Here is an 18,306-nt window from a genome sequence, read left to right on the forward strand (position 1 = left end):
GGGCGACCGGCTCCTCGACGACGACCGGGGCGGCAGGCTCCTCGACGGCGACCGGGGCGACCGGCTCCTCGACGACGACCGGGGCGACCGGCTCCTCGACGACGACCGGGGCGACCGGCTCCTCGACGACAACCGGGGCGACCGGCTCCTCGACGACGACCGGGGCGACCGGCTCTTCAGCCACGATCTTGACCGGAGCAGGCTCTTCAGCCACGATCTTGACCGGAGCAGGCTCTTCAGCCACGATCTTGACCGGAGCAGCAGGTGCCTCGACCTTAACCGGGGCGGCGATCAGGCGGGGGGCTGGTGCCGTATAGCTCTCGTCAATAATCTCCACCTTGAGGGTGGTGCGCCCGGCTGGTAGACTATCGTGATCAGCCCAATGCTCCACTTCGCGGATGGCAATATCGGCCAAGCCCTTTGGAATGTCAATGACCCCATGGCTCAACTCACGGATCGCATTATTGATATGAATGCGTGACTCTTCTGGTAGGAGTTGGAGGGGCCAGCCAACAACACCATACCCAATTCGGACAACTCCGGTGACAATCGCCTCGGCTTGATCCAACATTTCCCCAAAGCGACCTTGGCGACTAGTCCCTTGTTCGCTCATGTTATGCTCCTTCCGATCAGCTATGATCTGGACGTATCATACTGTGTTTTTGTCTATAGGGCAATCAGGCTGATCCATGCGTCAGGGCATGTGCAAAGTCACCTCCGGTGGGGGTTTGGAGGCGGCTTCGCCGCCCCCGAAGATATTTTTTTGTTGTTTTTTGGCGGCTACGCCGCCAAAAAACAACAAAAATGAGGGTTTGGGGCGCAGCCCCAAGGACTTTGCACATGCCCTGATCCATGCGTAGGGGCGATGCTTCGCCCCTACTCAATCTGATCCAACTCGCGCAGGTAGTGCAGTGTCTGCTCGGCCTCTTCGGCATCAATTATACTGATCGAGAAGCCGACATGAACGATGACATAGTCACCGACCTGGGCTTCGGGGGTGTAGGCCAAGCAAATATCCTTGATGATACCGCCAAAATTGACTTTGCCGTGGGTCATGCCGAGCTCGTTGGGTTCCATGGAGATGATTTGTCCGGGTATACCGAGGCACATGGGGCGTTCCTTTTCAGTTGATTGTAGAGATCATCGTGGCAACTTGGCCATAGCTCAGTCCGCCATCATTGACGGGGATTTGGCGTGGGAGTAACGGGCGCTGGTGGGCAATTTGGAGTTGGTTGATGGCACCTTCGGCGAGGTAGCGATTCTGGAAGCAACCGCCACTGAGGGCTACTGTGTGTACCCCCACCTGGCGGGCGAGTGCGCAGATGGCGCTGATGACGCCATTGTGGAAGCGGGCGGCGATGCGTTCGCGGGCTACCCCTTGTCGCAGATCGTCGAGGATGGCGCTGATCGCTGGCCGCCAATCGAGGACGAACGGGTTGGGTGGGCATGTAACCCTGCCTGCGGTATGGGGTTGGGCTTCGCCTCGATCCCACACCAACGGGTAGGCGCTCTGCTCGTAGGGATCGGCGAGATATTCGAGGGCTATCGCGGCTTGGCCTTCAAAACTGACCTGTGGGAAGAGGCCGAGGAGCGCGGCAACACCATCAAAGAGGCGACCGGCGCTGCTAGTACGTGGGCTATTGAGTCCCTGTTGGAGCATCCGCAGCAGCAGGTTGCGCTGGGTTGGGTTGAAGGTGTCCAGTGGAGCCAGATCGGCGCACTCCACCCCTGCGGGGCCAAGGGTCTCCCAGAGGAGCGCGAGCGCCACGCGGGCCGGTTCGCGCACCGCCGCCTCGCCGCCGGGCAGCCGGAAGGGGCGTAGATGGCCGATCCGCTGGCTGGCGTGGAGTTGACCAAGCAGGAACTCGCCGCCCCAGATCGTGCCATCAACGCCATAGCCTGTCCCGTCCCAGATCACCCCTAGTGCCGGTTCAAGCACCCCATGCTCGGCGAGACAGGCGGCAAAGTGGGCGTGATGGTGCTGGATGGCGATACGCGGAACATCGGGTATGAGCGTCGTATGCGCCACCTGACTACTCACATAGTCGGGGTGCAAGTCGTGGGCGACCAGCGCTGGCTGGGTGGGGTAGAGGCGCAAAAAGTCTTGGATAACCCGCTCGAAGGCGGAGCGCGCCTCAAGCGTACTGAGATCGCCGATATGTTGCGAGATGAAGACCTGCTGTCCGAGGCTAAGCGCGATAGTATTTTTGAGGTGCCCCCCCAGTGCGAGGGTAGACGGCGGCGTTGCGGGGAGCGCCACCGGCAGTGGTGCATAGCCACGGGCACGGCGGATGATGCGTGGAGTAGCGGCGATCACCTGCACCACACTATCATCTACATGGCGCTCGATGGGGCGGTTATGGGTGAGGAAGGCATCGGCGATCTGGCCGAGGCGCTGGTGGGCTTCGGCTTCGTGAATACAGATCGGCTCATCACGTAAGTTGCCGCTCGTCGCCACCAGTGGCACATCGAGGCGGTGCAGCAAGAGGTGATGGAGTGGTGAACAGGGGAGCATCACGCCCAGGTAGGGGCTACCCGGCGCGACCGCATCGGCAATCGGGATGCGCGGTTGGGTGGTGCGTGGGAGGAGCACAATCGGAGCTTCGGCGGAGGTGAGGAGATCAGCGGCGAGCGGATCAATCTGCACTAGCGCCGCCGCCTGTTCCAGATCGCGGGCCATCAGGGCGAGTGGCTTGGCCGGGCGAGCTTTGCGGATGCGCAACCGCGCCACCGCCTCGGCATTGCGGGGGTCAACCAGCAACTGGTAGCCACCGATCCCTTTGAGGGCCAGGATCTGCCCCTGGCGCAACGCGGCAGCAGCAGCGTTGAGGGGATCATCCGTGGCGGGAGATGCGGCCTCTCCCGCCACGTTAAACGCCAGTCGCGGCCCGCATACGGGGCAGGCGTTGGGCTGGGCGTGAAAACGGCGATCAACAGGGTCGCCGTACTCAGCCCCGCAAGCAGGGCAGAGTCTAAACGAGCGCATGGTGGTATTCGGGCGATCATAGGGCAGCGCGGTCATAATCGAGAAGCGCGGCCCGCAGTTGGTACAGTTGGTGAAGGCATAGCCAAAACGGCGATTAGCAGGATCGCGGATCTCAGCCAGACAATCGGGGCATGTGGCGGTATCGGGAGCGATGAGCGTTGTTGGGCGGCCATGTGGCTGGCTGGGGCGGATCTGGAAGCCGGTATAGCCGTGGGGGGCGTGCCAGGTAGTCTCGATCTGGATAATGTGGGCACGTGGAGGTGGTGCAGCCTGGAGTTGTTGCAGAAAGGCTTCCAATTGGGTCACGTTCCCCTCCACCTCAATCGTTACCCCATCGCCCCCATTCAACACCCAGCCGACCAACGCCAACCTATGGGCCAGCCGATAGACAAAGGGGCGAAACCCGACCCCTTGAACCGCACCGCGAACCAGGATGCGTAGCCCTGTATTGCGAGCGGCCATGCTCATGGATGCCTCTCAGCATAGGATATCCACATATCAATATGTTCCAAGAAGACCGTGACCACCTCAGGATCAAAATGAATTCCCGCCTGCTGTGCGATATAGCTACGGGCACGTTCGGGTGGCCATGCCTTACGGTAGGGGCGATCATTGGTGAGCGCGTCCCAAACATCAATCACGGCAAAGATGCGCGCTGCGAGGGGAATTTGTTCACCCTTGAGTCCCGCCGGGTAGCCTTGGCCATCCCAGCGTTCGTGGTGCGAGATTGGGATGGACAGGGCGGGGCGGAGAAATTCGATCTGTTGCAGTAGTTCATAGGAATAGATCGGATGCATCCGCATCAAGGCCCACTCATCATCGGTTAAGGTGCCAGTTTTGAGTAATACCGAATCGGGAATTCCCATCTTGCCAATATCGTGCAACAGGGCACCCCGACGCAGATGCTCGATCTCCTCTTCCGCGATCCCCATTGTGCGGGCCAAACGCACGGTCAGTTCGGTGACGCGCTCACTATGGCCATGGGTCTCCTGATCGCGCATATCGAGGGCGCGTGACCAGCCCACAATCGTGGCATCGTAAGCATCGGTGAGCGCTCGGTGGGCGTTTTGGAGAGCTAATTCGTGTTCACGGCGGTCACTAATATCTTGTTTAATCGCAATAAAATGGCGAATGACTCCGCGTGCGTCCTTTACCGGAGTAATCGTCTGTTCTTCATCATAGAGAGTACCATCTTTGCGCCGATTGACCATAATGCCATGCCAGACCTGATCGGCGAGGATGGTATTCCAGAGTTGTTTATAGAAGAGATCCTCGTGTTGTCCAGAGCGCAACAGGCGGGTCGTCTGACCCTTGGCCTCATCCACACCATAGCCGGTAAGCTTCGCAAATGCTGGGTTAACCCATTCGATTTTACCGTTCATATCAGAGATCACAATTGCATTCGCTGCCGCCTCAAGTGCTGAACTCTTGAGAAAGATCTCGTCTTCAATTCCCCAGAGGAGCCAAAAGAGGATACTGGCGGTAACGGAGACAAAGAATAGCCCCTTGGCGATATTATACAAACTCAATTCCAAGCTGTTGAATTGAGACTCATAGATAAGAAGCACATCACTCGCAATAATCCAGAGCGTGCTCATGGTTGCATAGATGATGGTAATGCGAACCGCAAAGCGGCGATGTCCCCGATCTTTCTGCATAAGAAAGCCTTCTTCATCTGATTACGGGGCAGGGTAGAGGTATTGTAGCAAGAATTAGAGTTTCCGGGAAGTTCAGTGTCTTGACAAACCGCTTGGGATACGAGATGCTTGACAATGATGAGGTTTATACATCAGGCATCATAAGGTAAGGAGGCGCTGATGGCTCATAGGTTCTCTCGCCCACTAGTGCAGGTGGTGATTCTTCTCCTGGCGCTCAGTTTGGTGCTACCTACAGGGCAGACAAGTTTTGCTCAGGATGATTCACGCTATTTCCCTGAGACGGGCCATTCGGTAGGTGGTTCCTTCCGCAGTTTTTGGGAAGCTAATGGTGGGATTGCCATCTTTGGTTTCCCGATTAGTGCGGAGTTTGTGGCGGCGAATGGACGAACCATGCAGTGGTTCGAGCGGGCGAGGTTCGAGCTGGCCGATGTGAATGGTCAACTCCAGGTACAACTCGGCAACCTCGGTGCTGAGGTGACACAGAATCGGATCTTCCCCAAGGTACCACCGATTGAGAATAGTGCGGATCAGCGCTACATCCCAGAGACGCAGCATATCATTAAATATGGTTTCAAGGAGATCTGGGAGACTCGCGGTGATGTGCGCATCTTCGGTTACCCGTTGAGTGAGGAGATTGACGAGATCCTCGAAGATGGCGAGTGGCACACGGTACAATATTTCGAGCGAGCGCGCTTCGAGTATTGGCCCAACTTGCCGCCGGGTGAGCGGGTGTTGCTGAGCCATCTAGGGCGTAAACTGGCCTCCACCGATCTGACCAACCCAGGCACACCGGCTCCGACCCCGGTACCCGTGCCGACTCTTCCACCGAATGTGAATGCGACGGTGACGCCACAGAGTGGCCCGCCCGGTACGAGTTTCGCATTCAGTGCGAATGGCTTTACGCCCGGTGAGCGGGTCGGGATCTGGATCACCCTGCCCGATCAATCCACTTCTGGGGCCGATTTCCAGGTGACGGCTGATGGCAGTGGTGGGATTGGCGGCGATAGTCTTGCCATCACTACCGCCGCCGGTGATCCAACCGGGATCTGGTCGTTCAATGCCCAAGGCGTGAGTAGTGGCAAACAGGCGGTGGGCTACTTCTTCGTGGGTGGCACGGCTAGCGCCCCCCCCGGCAATACCGACCAACTTGGTGTTCCGGTTCATGATCAACTCCCCACCCAAGGTTTGGTCATGATCGCGCCGGTGGCGGCACCGTCGGGGACGCTCTTTGAGATGTACGGGGGTGGTTTTACGGCGGGTGAGCAGGTGAGTGCCTGGATTACCAAGCCGGATGGCCAGAGCCAAGTGATCCCACAGGTAGCGATTGAAGGTACGGTGGCCTATACGCTGATAGATACCACTGGCTTGCCCGATGGCGTCTACCAAGCGGTGATTCAAGGGCGGAGTAGCAATGTGGTCGCCGCTGCATCGTTCAAACTCACCCGCGATTATGTGGCCGGGCCGGGGACAGCGCGCCCAGCGAGTGTGAATGGTGGCTCGACCCCGCCTGAAGGGCCAGGCGGTACCACCTTCCAGATTCGTGGTTGGGGCTTTAACCCCAGCGAGCCGGTTGAGGTCTGGACGACTAATCCGAGTGGGTACTATGTGCTACAGGCTGAACCGATGGTGACGGATACTGAGGGGCGGATTGGCTATGTGCCCGCGATAGACCTGCATTCACCGGCGGGTGCCCAATCGGGGCTGTATGCAGTACACTTCCGCAGCAAGGCAACCGGCAAGCGGGTGGATGTCTACTTCACCGTTACGGGGAATACCCAAGCGCAGTCGGGCGCAGGGAACTGGGAGATCCTACCGTAGGTACAAGATCGTGTATGGTATGGTTTGGCGGCGAAGCCGCCAAACCATACCATACACTCTACCCCACCACAAAGTGGAAGATGTCGGTATCGCTAATGATCCCGATTGGCTCCTCATCCTCGGTGACCACCACGCGGCGAATATTCTTGTCGAGCATCAATTGGGCGCACTCGACAATCGTCATATCGGGGGTGGCGGTAATCAGTGGGCGGGTGCTGACCGTCTCCACCTTCATGCCGTTAATATCCTTGCCGATAGCGGCGATCTTCTTCAGAATATCGCGCATGGTCATGATACCCCACTGGCCAGTGGCATCGGGCATGACGATCACTGAATGGATACCGCGTGCCTGCATATGCTGCGAGACCTCGCGGATCGAGGCTTCCCCAGGCACCGCGATGACCGTGCGGGTCATGACCGACCCGACCGTCTCGCGGGGATAGACGCGACCCTCGGCGCGTTTGAGCAACTCCGGGCCGACGGCGCTACCCTCATCGGTCTGGCCACCCCCGGCGAGGATGACATCCATATTGGCGATGAGTGCATCGGCGAACTCGGAGGTCTTAACTTCGGTGGCATGCTCCATTTGGCGTGCGAAGTCGTAGGTGACGATCTTATCGGTGATTGTCTTCCCTAACGCAGCGACGATCAAGTCGGCGGCCTCGACCCAACCCATATAGCGCAGCATCATATCGCCGGAGAGGATGACCGAACCGGGATTGACCTTATCGAGATCGCTATACTTCGGGGCGGTTCCGTGGGTGGCCTCAAAGATCGCGTGGCCGGTGACATAGTTGATATTACCGCCGGGAGCGATTCCGATCCCACCGACCTGGGCAGCGAGGGCATCGCTGAGGTAATCGCCATTCAGGTTCGGCGTAGCGATCACATCAAACTCATTGGGGCGGGTGAGCACCTGCTGGAGCGTAATATCCGCAATCGCGTCCTTGATCAGGATCTTACCTGCTTCTAGCGCGGCATTCTGCTCAGCATTCGCGGCTGCTTCGCCGCGTGCTGCCTTGGTGCGCTCCCACTGCGCCCAGGTATAGACATGATCGCCAAAGGTGCGCTCGGCATACTCATAGCCCCAATCGCGGAAGGCCCCTTCGGTGAACTTCATAATGTTCCCCTTGTGGACCAGCGTGACATTCTTGCGCTTAAAATTGATCGCGTACTGGATCGCAGCCCCAACGAGTCGCTCAGCACCCAGGCGGCTCATCGTCTTGAAGCCGACTCCGACATCAACCTGACCCTCCGGGGATTCATGGATCATCTCCAGGAACTCATCGGTGCGTTCGGCGGTACCGAAGCGGATCTTGGCAAAATCCTTGGGGAAGGTGGCCTGGAGGAAATCTAGCACCTGCTGGGACTCAGGTGTTCCGGCGCGATACTCAATACCGGCATAGATGTCTTCGGTATTTTCGCGAAAGATCACCATGTCAACTTTATCCGGGCGCTTGACGGGTGAGGGGACGCCGGCGAAGTGGCGGACGGGACGCAGACAGACATAGAGATCGAGCAACTGGCGCAGGGCGACGTTGAGCGAACGGATACCACCGCCAATCGGGGTGGTGAGTGGCCCCTTGATACCGACGAGATACTCTCGAAAGGCTTCGACTGTCGCATCAGGCAGCCAGTTCCCCGTCTCGGTAAATGCCTTCTCGCCAGCGAGCACCTCGTACCATTGGATCTTGCGCGTCCCGCCGTAAGCCTTCTCAACCGCAGCATCGAAGACCCGCACACTGGCGCGCCAGATATCGCGCCCGGTACCGTCACCCTCGACAAAGGGAATGATCGGGTTGTCCGGTACGTTGAGCACCCCGTTGTCTATCGTAATCTTTCCGCCCTCGGGTATGGCGCGGCTCGGCATTGCTACTCTCCTTCAAGCAAAGATCGGGCCAGTGGGATTCAATTGTATTATATAGCAGATTGTTGGAGTAGGGGCGAAGCATCGCCCTCTAACCTCGTTCGGGTTCCCCTGATCCATGGAGGGCACTGCTTTGCCTCTACCTCAACCTTTTGCACAGGAAACGTTCATTATTTGTGTGGATTGACATAATTTTATTCATAGGTATAATTTTGGTATACCTCAACATGCTATCCCCTCGATTGAGAAAGCAGCATACCCATGCGACGCCACTACATAACGATCAGTATTCTCTTCTGGTTGATGTTGGTGTTCGCTTCAGTAGTATGGAATATCACTCAAATCCGTTCAGCGCAGCAGCATGCTGATATCCAAGTTGGGCGTGCCTTCTTTGAGATGATTGTCACGGTGCGCGAATGGAATGCGCAGCTTGGTGGTTTGTATGTTCCGGTTTCGGAGCACATTCAGCCCAACCCCTATCTTCAGGATGCGGATCGCGATCTGCGTTTAGAGAATGGCATGGTGCTGACGAAGATCAATCCTGCATATATGACTCGTCTGATCGGCGAATTGGCCGAAAAAGGCAATCAAATTCGCTTTCATATTACTAGTCTTAAGCCGATCAATCCAGATAATGTTGCTGATCCTTGGGAGGCACAGGCATTATCTTCGTTTGAGCAGCAGGGCATGAGCGAGTCGTATACCTGGGATGCCACGAATCTGCCGACCTTTCGTTACATGGCGCCCCTGATTACCCAAGCGAGTTGCTTAAAGTGCCATGAGGTGCAAGGTTATCAGGTGGGTGATATTCGGGGCGGCATTAGTGTCTCGTTTGCCTCGCGCCCGGTGGTCATTTGGCCGATCATCTTGAGCCATGCGGTAATTGGCTTGGTCGGGTTGGTCGGGTTGGTCTTTTTTGGTCGTCGCTTACAACAGACCTTCACCGATTTTGAGCGTCAGTCGCAGTTTGATGGTCTGACGCAGGTCTATAATCGGCGCTATTTTGATGCCTACCTGCACCGTGAATTCTTGCGTAGTCGGCGTGAACAGTCACCGCTCTCGATCATTCTGTGTGATGTGGACTACTTCAAGACCTACAACGACATCTATGGGCACCAGATGGGTGATCAGGCGCTCCGCCAGCTGGGGATGTCTTTAGCGGCGACGATCAAGCGCCCCGGTGATATAGTGGCGCGCTACGGAGGCGAGGAGTTTGTGATTGTGTTACCGCATACCACAACCGACGGAGCCTACGCAATAGCCGAACTAGTGCGGGCGAATATCGAGGCGCTCAATATTCTGCACAAGGGCAGCCAGGTGAGCGACCACATCACCTTGAGTTGTGGGGTCGCGACGGCGCATGGTGAGATTCGGGCTTCCACCCTACTGGAACGTGCCGATCAAGCGCTCTACCAAGCCAAACAGACGGGTAAGAACATGGTGGTGTGTGCAGTTGATCCGTACCGGGTCTTGTCAGCGGGGCAGAGTGAGGAGTAGTGATTTATACATTCCTCTAACATTGGATGGCTTCTCGGTGGTGGAGGGATCGGCTACAATGCGTAACGTACTGCCATTGTGGTGCATCACAATGGTGGAGACACGTTGCAAAGATCTCAGTATGAGGAAGCCATAATGTTGAGCGGAACGAAGCAGAACCCAACCACCCAGCGTCACCCGGCGGTTATCGAGGTTGATGAGAGCAACTTTGAGCAGGAGGTGATGGCGCGATCCAAGGATGTCCCAGTGGTGATTGACTTCTGGGCACCCTGGTGCGGGCCGTGTCGGGCGCTTGGCCCCACACTAGAGCGTCTAGCGAGTGAAGCCAAGGGGGCGTGGGTGTTGGCGAAGGTAAATGTAGATGAGAACCAGCGCCTAGGGGCCACTTTTCGTATCCAGAGCATCCCGGCGGTGAAGGCGGTCTTCAACGGTAAGATCGTGGATGAGTTTGTGGGGGCGCTCTCTGAAGCCCAGATCCGCACCTGGTTGAAGCGGTTTCTGCCCCAGCAGGGCGATTCACTCCTAGAGGCGGCCCAGGCGCTTGAGGCCAGCGATCCGCAGGCAGCGGCGGCGCGCTACCGCCTGATTCTGGGTGAAGATCCGCAGAACGCGGGGGCGATGTTCAACTTGGGGCGTTTGTTGCTGATGCAGGGTGAAGACGAGGGCTTTCAGACGTTGCGCCAAATTCCGGTGGGGACGTCCTTTTATGCACGGGCGCAGGCGATGTTGCCTTTAGCCGATTTTTTGGCGCTGGCCACGCAACCCGCCGAGGGTGATCTGGCGCAACGCTACCATCAAGCGGCGCAGATGGTACGCAGCGGCGCCTACTCCGGGGCGATGAGTGAGTTACTCGCGATTGTGGCCCGTGATCGCAGTTTCCAGGATGATGGGGCACGCAAGGCGTTGTTGGGTCTCTTTGCAGCCTTGGGCGATGAAGATCCGTTGGTGCCGGCCTATCGGCGCAAGTTGGCAAATACGTTGTTTTAGAGACGCAATATATTGCGTCTCAACATGTTGCGGGGTAGCGTAGACGCAATATGTTGCGTCGCTACGCACACAAAAAATCGTGCAGGATGGTGTTGTAGGCATCGGGAAATTCAATCGGCGGTAGATGCCCACACATCTCCAGCAGGGCCAGTTGGGCACCGGGGATACGTTCGAGTACCGCAGCGGCCTGGGCGGGGCGGGCGATACGATCCGCTTTGCCACTGATCAGGAGCGTGGGGGCACGGATCGCTTCGAGGCTCGCGATCAGCGTTGGGTCGGCGTGAGCCGCATAGGTGGTAAGCGCGGCGCGCCCATCGGCGTTGGCAAAATCCACCAGATAACTCTGCCACAGTTGCTCATCGCCGGGTGCGCCAGCCATGAGTTGCGAGGCCAGCAGTTGGCTGGTGGCTTTGGCGCGCATGGCGAGGCTGGCCCATGGACGCCAGAGATCAAGGACTGGGCGCGCCATAGTCAGTGCGGCGTCGAAGGGTGAGCGGCCCACGATCATCGCCAGCAACTCTGGGGCAAAGGGCCGTAGTGCTAGGCTGGTTAGCACCAGGCGGTTGACGCGGTCGGGTTGAAGTCCGGCGACGGTAGCGGCAACGGCGGCTCCCAAGGCGTGGCCTGCGAGGTCAAACTCATCAAGCCCCAACGAATCGGCGAAGGCGAGGATCTCGTAGGCGAGGCTTTCGAGGGTGGGTGCGGCATTGCGGGCGGGCGAATTGCCGAAACCGGGCAGATCGGGGGCGTAACAGGTATGTTGGGGTGAGAGGGAGTGCAGCACCCCGCGCCAGAAGTTGCCGGAGGCTCCGAAGCCATGCAGCAGGATGAGGGCGGGGCCGCTGCCGCTTTGGAGGTAACTGATCACCCCCGACGCCATCTGGATGGCCGAGCGGCGGATGTGGGGTGCCCGCGTCTCCGGGGTGCTGGTGAGCCGCAGACCGCGCCCACGCGCAATCGGGGTATCGGGGGGCAGTGGCGGCGATGTATCGAGCGGCTCAAGTGGCGCGGGTTTGCGGGTCGAGAGCCGGATGCCCTGCCCGCGCCGGATCGGAGTGGGTGGATCATCGTGGTGTGGCATAGCGCGCCTCCAACTCCGCAGCGAGCGTGGCGTAGGCAATGGCCCCCGCGCTCTGCGGCGCATAGACCCCGATGGGCTGTCCGGCTGAGGGGGCTTCCGCCAGCTTGACGTTGATCGGGATGGTTGTTTCAAAGACGAGATCGGTATAGCGTGTACGTACCTGTTGTTCAATCTGGAGCGAGAGATTGGTACGCCGATCCGCCAAGGTGCAGATGATGCCCCCAATGCTCAGGTTGGGGTGAATCTCGCGGATCAGTTCGATGGTGGCTTCAAGCTGGGGCATGGCCTTGAGCGCGTAGGCGTGGAGTTGCAGTGGCACCAGCACATAATCCGCAGCCGCCAGCGCGTTGAGTGAGAAGATGCCCAGGCTGGGTGGCGGATCGATCAGGATGTAGTCGTAGGCGGTGTGGGTGGCGCGGAGTGCTTTGCGCAGCAGGAGTTCGCGCCCGACCTTCCCGGCCAGTTCGAGTTCGGCCCCGGCCAGATCGAGCGAGGCTGGCACTAGATCTACGCCCGCAGCGGTGGTTTGGGTGGCAAACTCGACCCCGCGCTCTGGGTTGAGGAGCACTTCGTAGACACTATACTCTAGCGTGTCGGGCTGGATACCAAGCCCTTGCGTTAGATTGGCTTGCGGATCAAGATCGATCAACAAGACCCGATGCCCGCGCCCGGCCAGCATGGTACCCAAACTGAGCGTGGTGGTCGTCTTGCCGACCCCGCCCTTCTGCATGGCAAACGCGAAGGTATGACCCATAGATACCTCGTGCATCAACGACGATGCGCCGCTAATTCCGATTGTACCACAGGGTTGCGCCCCAAGCCCCAATTTGTGTTGTTTTTTCAGGGCATGTGCAAAGTCCTTGGGGCGGCGCAGCCGCCTCCGCACCCCCACCGGAGCTGACTTTGCACATGCCCTGCATAACCCGAAAGCGGTATGCTACAATACCCTTAACAACGTTCTTATATGCAATGGTGGAGGTCTGCCAGATGCTCTCTGCGCCTGCCCCAAAACTGATAATCAAGCGCCAGGATGGGCAGTATCGTGAATTGGAATGGGATCAGGAGATGATCTCGGTGGGACGCGATAGTAGTAACGATATTGTGATCGATCACCCGCTGGCTTCGCGTCGCCATGCCCGCTTTGTGCGCGAGGGTGATGGGTTTGTACTCCATGATCTGGAGAGCACGAATGGTACGTTCCTGAACGGTGAACGTTTGACGGGTAACCAAGAATTGCGCAATCAGGATCAGGTGATTATCGCTGATACGGTCATTACCTTTCAAGACCCGGAAGCCACCGTTAAGGGTGCGCTGCCACCAGAGTTGCTCCGCGCAGTGCGAGAGGAGTTGCGGGTAGATAGCCGCACCAAGCAGGTCTTTCTGCGTGGCCAGGTGCTTGAGCCTTCGCTGACGGTGAAGGAGTTCCACCTACTCGAACTGCTCTACTCACGGCGTGGTCAGGTGATCAGCAAGGATGAGATTGCCCGCGATGTTTGGGATTATGAGGTCTTCGACTACAATGCGATTGATGCGTTGGTTTACCGTCTGCGCCAACGGATTGAGCCAGATCCGACCAACCCGCGCTATTTGGTGACGCAACGTGGGTTTGGGTATAAACTGATTACGTCCCCGGATTCCGCCGATCTGAAATCATGAGGATGCTGGGGCTTGCCCCCGTTGAGCGACTATGTCATCTGTAACTCTTTCTACGGCCGCCCAGTTGCGCGGCGTTGTTGATGTTCCCGGCGATAAATCCATCTCGCATCGGGCTGTCATCTTTAATGCGGTGGCGTCGGGGAGTGCCCGGATTACCAATTTTCTGACCGGGGCCGATTGCCTGAGTACGATTGCATGTATTCGTGCGCTAGGGGTGGATGTCACTCAGAATGGAGATGAGGTTCACGTCTATGGGGTGGGTCTGCAAGGGTTACGCGAACCAGCCGATGTGCTGGATTGTGGTAATTCAGGTACGACTCTCCGGCTATTGGCGGGCTTGTTGGCGGGGATGCCGATCTTTACTGTGCTGACGGGTGATGCCTCGTTGCGTTCGCGACCACAGCGCCGGATTGTCGAGCCACTGCGCAGCTTGGGAGCGCAGATTGATGGTCGTCAGGGCGGAGATCGGGCACCGTTGGCGCTACGTGGTGCCTCGATCCGGGGCGGGAGTTACCGGCTCCCGGTGGCCTCCGCCCAGGTCAAGTCGGCGTTGCTCTTAGCTGGCTTGGGTGGTAGTGGCCCGCTGACCTTAACCGGGCGGATCGATTCGCGTGATCATACCGAGCGTATGCTGACCGCCATGGGGGTGGAGTTGGAGATCACACCAGAGCAGATCACCCTGCATCCACCGACCCACCCGGTGTTGCCATACCCGTTATCGCTGCGGGTTCCCGGCGATCCGTCGAGTGCGGCCTTCTGGTGGGTAGCGGCGGCGATTCATCCCGATGCGGAACTGACCACCCCGGGTGTCTGTCTCAACCCAACGCGCAGCGGGGTCTTGGATGTATTGCGGGCGATGGGTGCTCAGATCGAGATCACCAACCAACGCAGCGAGGGCAGTGAGCCGGTCGGAGATGTGACGGTGCGCTCCTCGGCGTTGCGGGGTACCGAGATCGCGGGCGATCTGATCCCGCGTCTGATTGATGAGATCCCCATCCTGGCGGTGGCGGCGGCTTGTGCCGAGGGTGAGACGCTGGTGCGCGATGCCCAGGAGTTGCGCGCCAAGGAGACGGATCGTATCGCGACGGTTGCCGAGGGGCTGAGTGCCTTGGGGGTGAAGGTCGAACCCACTAGTGACGGCATGAAGATTGTTGGCCTGGGTGGCCCGCTCCTGCGTGGGGCGCAGGTGCAGAGTCACCACGATCACCGCTTGGCCATGGCGTGGGCGGTGGCAGCGCTGGTTGCTTCAGGTGAGATGACCATTGCCGACCCTGATTCGGCGGCGGTCTCGTATCCTGGTTTTTGGGAGACGCTGACCATGGTGCAGCATGCAACCTGAGATGCATGCGACCTTGTATATGCTATGACGAACACCTTCAGCTTTAAGATCGAGGTCTTTACTGATGGCTTGATCATCTTTGGTACCTACGATCTGCCCTTCTACCGCCGACTGAGTGATGCGCTCAATAGCCGCATCAATCGCTTTATTACGCTGCGTGACGCTGGGGTGGCTCCGCTGGGTAAGCCGCAGCAACTGCAACGAGTTGCGCATCTGTTGGTTGATCTGAATCAAGCGCTGCTAGTGACGGTATTAGAGGAGCCAGAGCCACCCGCCGACTTTGTGGCTCCTAGCCCGCCGCGTGATACTCAGCCGATGATGTTCTTTACGACGGCGTTTGCCATTCGGGCTGATTTCTACAAACGTAGTGATATGGAGATCAGCACGATGCTCAGCGAGATGACCGATGATTTCATTGCGCTGAGCAGTGTGGCGATCTTTCCGCTCGGCGGTGGGTCTACGCTGCATCGCAACTTTGTCTGTCTCAATCGCAACTCCATTCAGGCGTTGTTTGCGGTCGCCGTGCCGCCACCGCCGGTACCGCCGGTAGAAGAGACGCAAGATATTGTGTCTCTGCCCGCCACCGAACTCCCACCAAAGGAATACCCATGAAGATCCTCGTGACCGGCGGAGCGGGCTATATTGGCAGCGCCACCGCCGCCGAACTCTTAGACGCCGGCCACCATGTGGTGGTCTTTGATAATCTCTCGCAGGGCCACCGGGCGGCGGTGCCAGCGGCGGCCACGTTTATTCTGGGCGATCTGGCCGACCGGGCGGCGCTGGCGCAACTCTTCGCCACGCATCCCGATATTGACGGCATCATGCACTTTGCCTCCTACACCCTGGTGGGGGAGAGTATGCAGCAGCCGCTGCTCTACCTGCGCGACAATCTGGTGAATGCGGCCAATCTGTTGGAGGCAGCGGTGGCTGCCGGGGTGCGGCGTTTCATTCTCTCCTCCACCGCGAACCTGTTTGATGATCCGGCCAAGATGCCAATTGATGAGCATGAGCGGATTGTGCCCGGTTCGCCTTATGGCGAGTCCAAGTTCTTTATTGAGCGCATGCTGCACTGGTTCGAGCGTATCTATGGGCTGCGCTATGCCTGTATGCGTTACTTCAATGCCAGTGGCGATACGCCGGAGCGCGGCGAACACCATGACCCTGAAACCCACCTGATCCCGCTCATCCTCCAGGTGGCGCTTGGTCAGCGCGAACAGATTACGATCTTTGGTGATGATTACCCGACCCCGGATGGTACCTGTATCCGCGACTATGTGCATGTGGTTGATCTGGCTCAGGCGCATATCTTGGCCTTTGAGTCGCTAGATCGGCTCGGTTCGCGCAAGTACAATTTGGGGAATGGGAGTGGCTTCAGCGTCCTAGAGGTGATCGAGGCGGCACGGAGGGTAACGGGGCACCCCATCCCGCATGTGGTTGGCCCGCGCCGCGCCGGTGATCCGGCCATCCTGGTAGCCTCTGCGGAGAGCATCCGCCAGGAACTCGGCTGGCAGCCACGTTACCCGGATATTGAGGCGATCATTGCGACGGCATGGGAGTGGCACCGGAGCCACCCGCATGGGTACTCGATCATCGCGTAGGGGCGAAGCATCGCCCGCCAATCCGTCCGTATTCCCCAGACCCCATGGAGGGCGATGCTTCGCCCCTACATTGGTGTCAAAAAAGGAGATCCCTATGCTCCCCACCTACAGCCCCGAACCCTTCGGCGACTTCTCCACCTCGGAGCGGCGTGCGACGATGCAGCGCGCCCTGCGCCATGTCGCGGGCCAGTTTGGGGCCACCGCACCGTTGCTGATTGGTGGAGAGCATCTGCTTAGCGCACAGAAACTGGCTTCGTATAGCCCCTGCGAACCCAAAAAGGTGGTTGGCTATGTGAGTATGGCTGATCAGGCCATGGCGCACCAGGCGGTGCTGGCCGCCGAAGCGGCCTTTGCGCAGTGGCGGCGGGTGCCGGTGGAGCAGCGCGCCCAGGTGTTGTTGCGTGCAGCGGCCATGATGCGGCGTCAAAAAGAGGAGTTGGCGGCCTGGATTGTCTATGAGGTGAGTAAGACCTGGATCGAGGCCGATGCGGATGTGGCCGAGGCGATAGATTTTTGTGAATACTATGCGCGGCAGGCGCTCGATCTGCAAGGCCGCGATCAGCCGCTTACGCCCTACCCCGGCGAGTACCTGCAACTGCGCCAGATCCCACTGGGGCCAGGGCTGGCCATTCCGCCGTGGAACTTCCCGCTGGCGATTGCCACCACCCTCACCGTCGCCCCGATTGTCACCGGCAATACGGTGGTGCTCAAGCCCTCGCCGCGTGCCCCGTTGCTGGCCGTGCGCCTCGTGGAGATCCTGGAGGCTGCCGGGTTGCCGCCGGGAGTGGTCAATCTGGTAGTCGGTGACGATGCAGTACTGGGCGACTTTCTGGTGGATCATCCGCAGATCCGCTTCATCGCCTTTACCGGCTCGAAGGCGGTGGGGTTGCGGGTGTTGGAACGTGCCGCCGTGCGCCAGCCGGGTCAGAACTGGATCAAGCGGCCAATTCTGGAGATGGGCGGTAAAGACGCGATCATTGTGGATGCGAGTGCTGACTTGAGCGCTGCTGCCGAAGGGGTGACGGCGGCGGCCTTTGGCTTCCAGGGCCAGAAGTGTAGCGCCTGCTCACGCGCAATTGTGGTCGAGTCGGTGTATGACGCCTTCCTCCAGCGTTTGCTTGAGCGTGCCGCCGAACTTCGTTTGGGCCATGCCGCACTGCCCGAAACCCACGTCGCCGCCGTGATTGACAAGCGCGCCTTCGATATGATCAGCGAGTATATCGCTTTGGGTCAGGAAGAGGGCCGCCTTGTGCTGGGGGGCGAAGTGGTGGATCACAAGCTGATCGAGGATGGCGGCTTCTTCATCAACCCGACGATCTTTGCCGATGTAGCCGCGCATGCGCGCATCGCCCAAGAGGAGATCTTTGGCCCGGTGTTGGCGCTGATCAAGGCCAAAGACTTTGATGCGGCGCTGGCGATAGCCAATGACACCGAGTATGGTCTGACGGGGGCGCTCTACTCCCGCGATCTGGCGCATCTGGAACGGGCACGCGACGAGTTCCATGTCGGCAACCTCTACCTGAACCGCAAGTGTACCGGGGCGTTGGTGGGCATTCACCCCTTCGGCGGCTTCAACATGTCGGGCAGCAACAGCAAAGCGGGTGGCCCGGATTACCTGCGCCTCTTCACCCAGGCGAAGGCAATGGCTGAACGGTTGTAGGTATATCATCCCCAAACCTAATGTGTGGTCGTGTGTGGCGGCGTAGCCGCCACACACGACCACACAGATCTTCAACGCCAACAACCGGCCCATAATGGGCCGGTTGTTGTTGGGGGGACGAGCGATGCAGTGTTGAAGGAGGGGGGGACACCACATGCT

The 18,306-nt window shown here is 58.9% G+C and carries 15 protein-coding genes; 8 read left to right on the plus strand and 7 right to left on the minus strand.

Annotated elements, in window-relative coordinates; all coding sequences use genetic code 11:
• The 4 genes from EKD03_RS10700 to EKD03_RS10715 form a co-directional block, all read right to left on the minus strand.
• On the minus strand, positions 1-613 hold a 613-nt coding region (locus EKD03_RS10700), incomplete at its 3' end, for a hypothetical protein (RefSeq protein WP_476695791.1).
• A 263-nt stretch (positions 614-876) separates the two neighbouring features.
• The gene (locus EKD03_RS10705) at positions 877-1,110 is read right to left on the minus strand and encodes a HypC/HybG/HupF family hydrogenase formation chaperone (RefSeq protein ID WP_129630412.1); all 234 of its coding nucleotides are present in this window, start codon (positions 1,108-1,110) and stop codon (positions 877-879) included.
• A 13-nt stretch (positions 1,111-1,123) separates the two neighbouring features.
• A complete protein-coding gene (gene hypF / locus EKD03_RS10710) occupies positions 1,124-3,448 on the minus strand; it encodes a carbamoyltransferase HypF (protein ID WP_129630414.1) in 2,325 nt (774 codons plus the stop codon).
• A 2-nt stretch (positions 3,449-3,450) separates the two neighbouring features.
• Positions 3,451-4,644 carry an HD-GYP domain-containing protein gene (locus EKD03_RS10715; RefSeq protein ID WP_129630416.1) on the minus strand — a complete coding sequence of 398 codons (1,194 nt, stop codon included), beginning with the start codon at positions 4,642-4,644 and terminating at the stop codon, positions 3,451-3,453.
• Positions 4,645-4,803: 159 nt separating this feature from the next.
• On the opposite strand from EKD03_RS10715, the gene EKD03_RS10720 reads away from it, so the two are divergent.
• Positions 4,804-6,462: a hypothetical protein gene (locus EKD03_RS10720; RefSeq protein ID WP_129630418.1), complete on the plus strand. Its 1,659-nt coding sequence runs from the start codon at positions 4,804-4,806 to the stop codon at positions 6,460-6,462.
• 58 nt (positions 6,463-6,520) lie between these two features.
• Here EKD03_RS10720 and icd read toward each other — a convergent pair whose 3' ends face one another.
• The gene (gene icd / locus EKD03_RS10725) at positions 6,521-8,332 is read right to left on the minus strand and encodes an NADP-dependent isocitrate dehydrogenase (protein WP_129630420.1); all 1,812 of its coding nucleotides are present in this window, start codon (positions 8,330-8,332) and stop codon (positions 6,521-6,523) included.
• 258 nt (positions 8,333-8,590) lie between these two features.
• Between icd and EKD03_RS10730 the strand changes: the two genes are divergently transcribed.
• A complete protein-coding gene (locus tag EKD03_RS10730) occupies positions 8,591-9,826 on the plus strand; it encodes a diguanylate cyclase domain-containing protein (protein ID WP_129630422.1) in 1,236 nt (411 codons plus the stop codon).
• 135 nt (positions 9,827-9,961) lie between these two features.
• Positions 9,962-10,813 carry a tetratricopeptide repeat protein gene (locus EKD03_RS10735; protein WP_129630424.1) on the plus strand — a complete coding sequence of 284 codons (852 nt, stop codon included), beginning with the start codon at positions 9,962-9,964 and terminating at the stop codon, positions 10,811-10,813.
• 61 nt (positions 10,814-10,874) lie between these two features.
• On the opposite strand, the gene EKD03_RS10740 is transcribed toward EKD03_RS10735, so the two are convergent.
• The gene (locus tag EKD03_RS10740) at positions 10,875-11,894 is read right to left on the minus strand and encodes an alpha/beta fold hydrolase (RefSeq protein WP_161569239.1); all 1,020 of its coding nucleotides are present in this window, start codon (positions 11,892-11,894) and stop codon (positions 10,875-10,877) included.
• Positions 11,878-12,648, minus strand: coding sequence for a ParA family protein (locus EKD03_RS10745; RefSeq protein WP_129630428.1), 771 nt, complete (start codon positions 12,646-12,648; stop codon positions 11,878-11,880). Before EKD03_RS10745 ends, EKD03_RS10740 begins: the two co-directional genes overlap by 17 nt.
• A 233-nt stretch (positions 12,649-12,881) precedes the next feature.
• On the opposite strand from EKD03_RS10745, the gene EKD03_RS10750 reads away from it, so the two are divergent.
• The 5 genes from EKD03_RS10750 to pruA all read left to right on the plus strand — a co-directional run bounded on the left by EKD03_RS10750 (position 12,882) and on the right by pruA (position 18,147).
• Entirely contained in the window at positions 12,882-13,550 is a 669-nt protein-coding gene (locus tag EKD03_RS10750) for an FHA domain-containing protein (protein ID WP_129630430.1), read from the plus strand.
• A gap of 31 nt (positions 13,551-13,581) precedes the next feature.
• The gene (gene aroA / locus EKD03_RS10755; RefSeq protein ID WP_129630432.1) at positions 13,582-14,889 is read left to right on the plus strand and encodes a 3-phosphoshikimate 1-carboxyvinyltransferase; all 1,308 of its coding nucleotides are present in this window, start codon (positions 13,582-13,584) and stop codon (positions 14,887-14,889) included.
• Positions 14,890-14,913: 24 nt separating this feature from the next.
• Positions 14,914-15,501 carry a hypothetical protein gene (locus EKD03_RS10760; RefSeq protein ID WP_129630434.1) on the plus strand — a complete coding sequence of 196 codons (588 nt, stop codon included), beginning with the start codon at positions 14,914-14,916 and terminating at the stop codon, positions 15,499-15,501.
• Positions 15,498-16,487: a UDP-glucose 4-epimerase GalE gene (galE, locus tag EKD03_RS10765; protein WP_129630436.1), complete on the plus strand. Its 990-nt coding sequence runs from the start codon at positions 15,498-15,500 to the stop codon at positions 16,485-16,487. Before EKD03_RS10760 ends, galE begins: the two co-directional genes overlap by 4 nt.
• Positions 16,488-16,581: 94 nt before the next feature.
• Entirely contained in the window at positions 16,582-18,147 is a 1,566-nt protein-coding gene (gene pruA / locus EKD03_RS10770; RefSeq protein ID WP_129630438.1) for an L-glutamate gamma-semialdehyde dehydrogenase, read from the plus strand.
• Positions 18,148-18,306: the final 159 nt, after the last annotated feature.

This window comes from Candidatus Oscillochloris fontis, from assembly GCF_004138135.1.
Taxonomy (GTDB): domain Bacteria; phylum Chloroflexota; class Chloroflexia; order Chloroflexales; family Chloroflexaceae; genus Oscillochloris; species Oscillochloris fontis.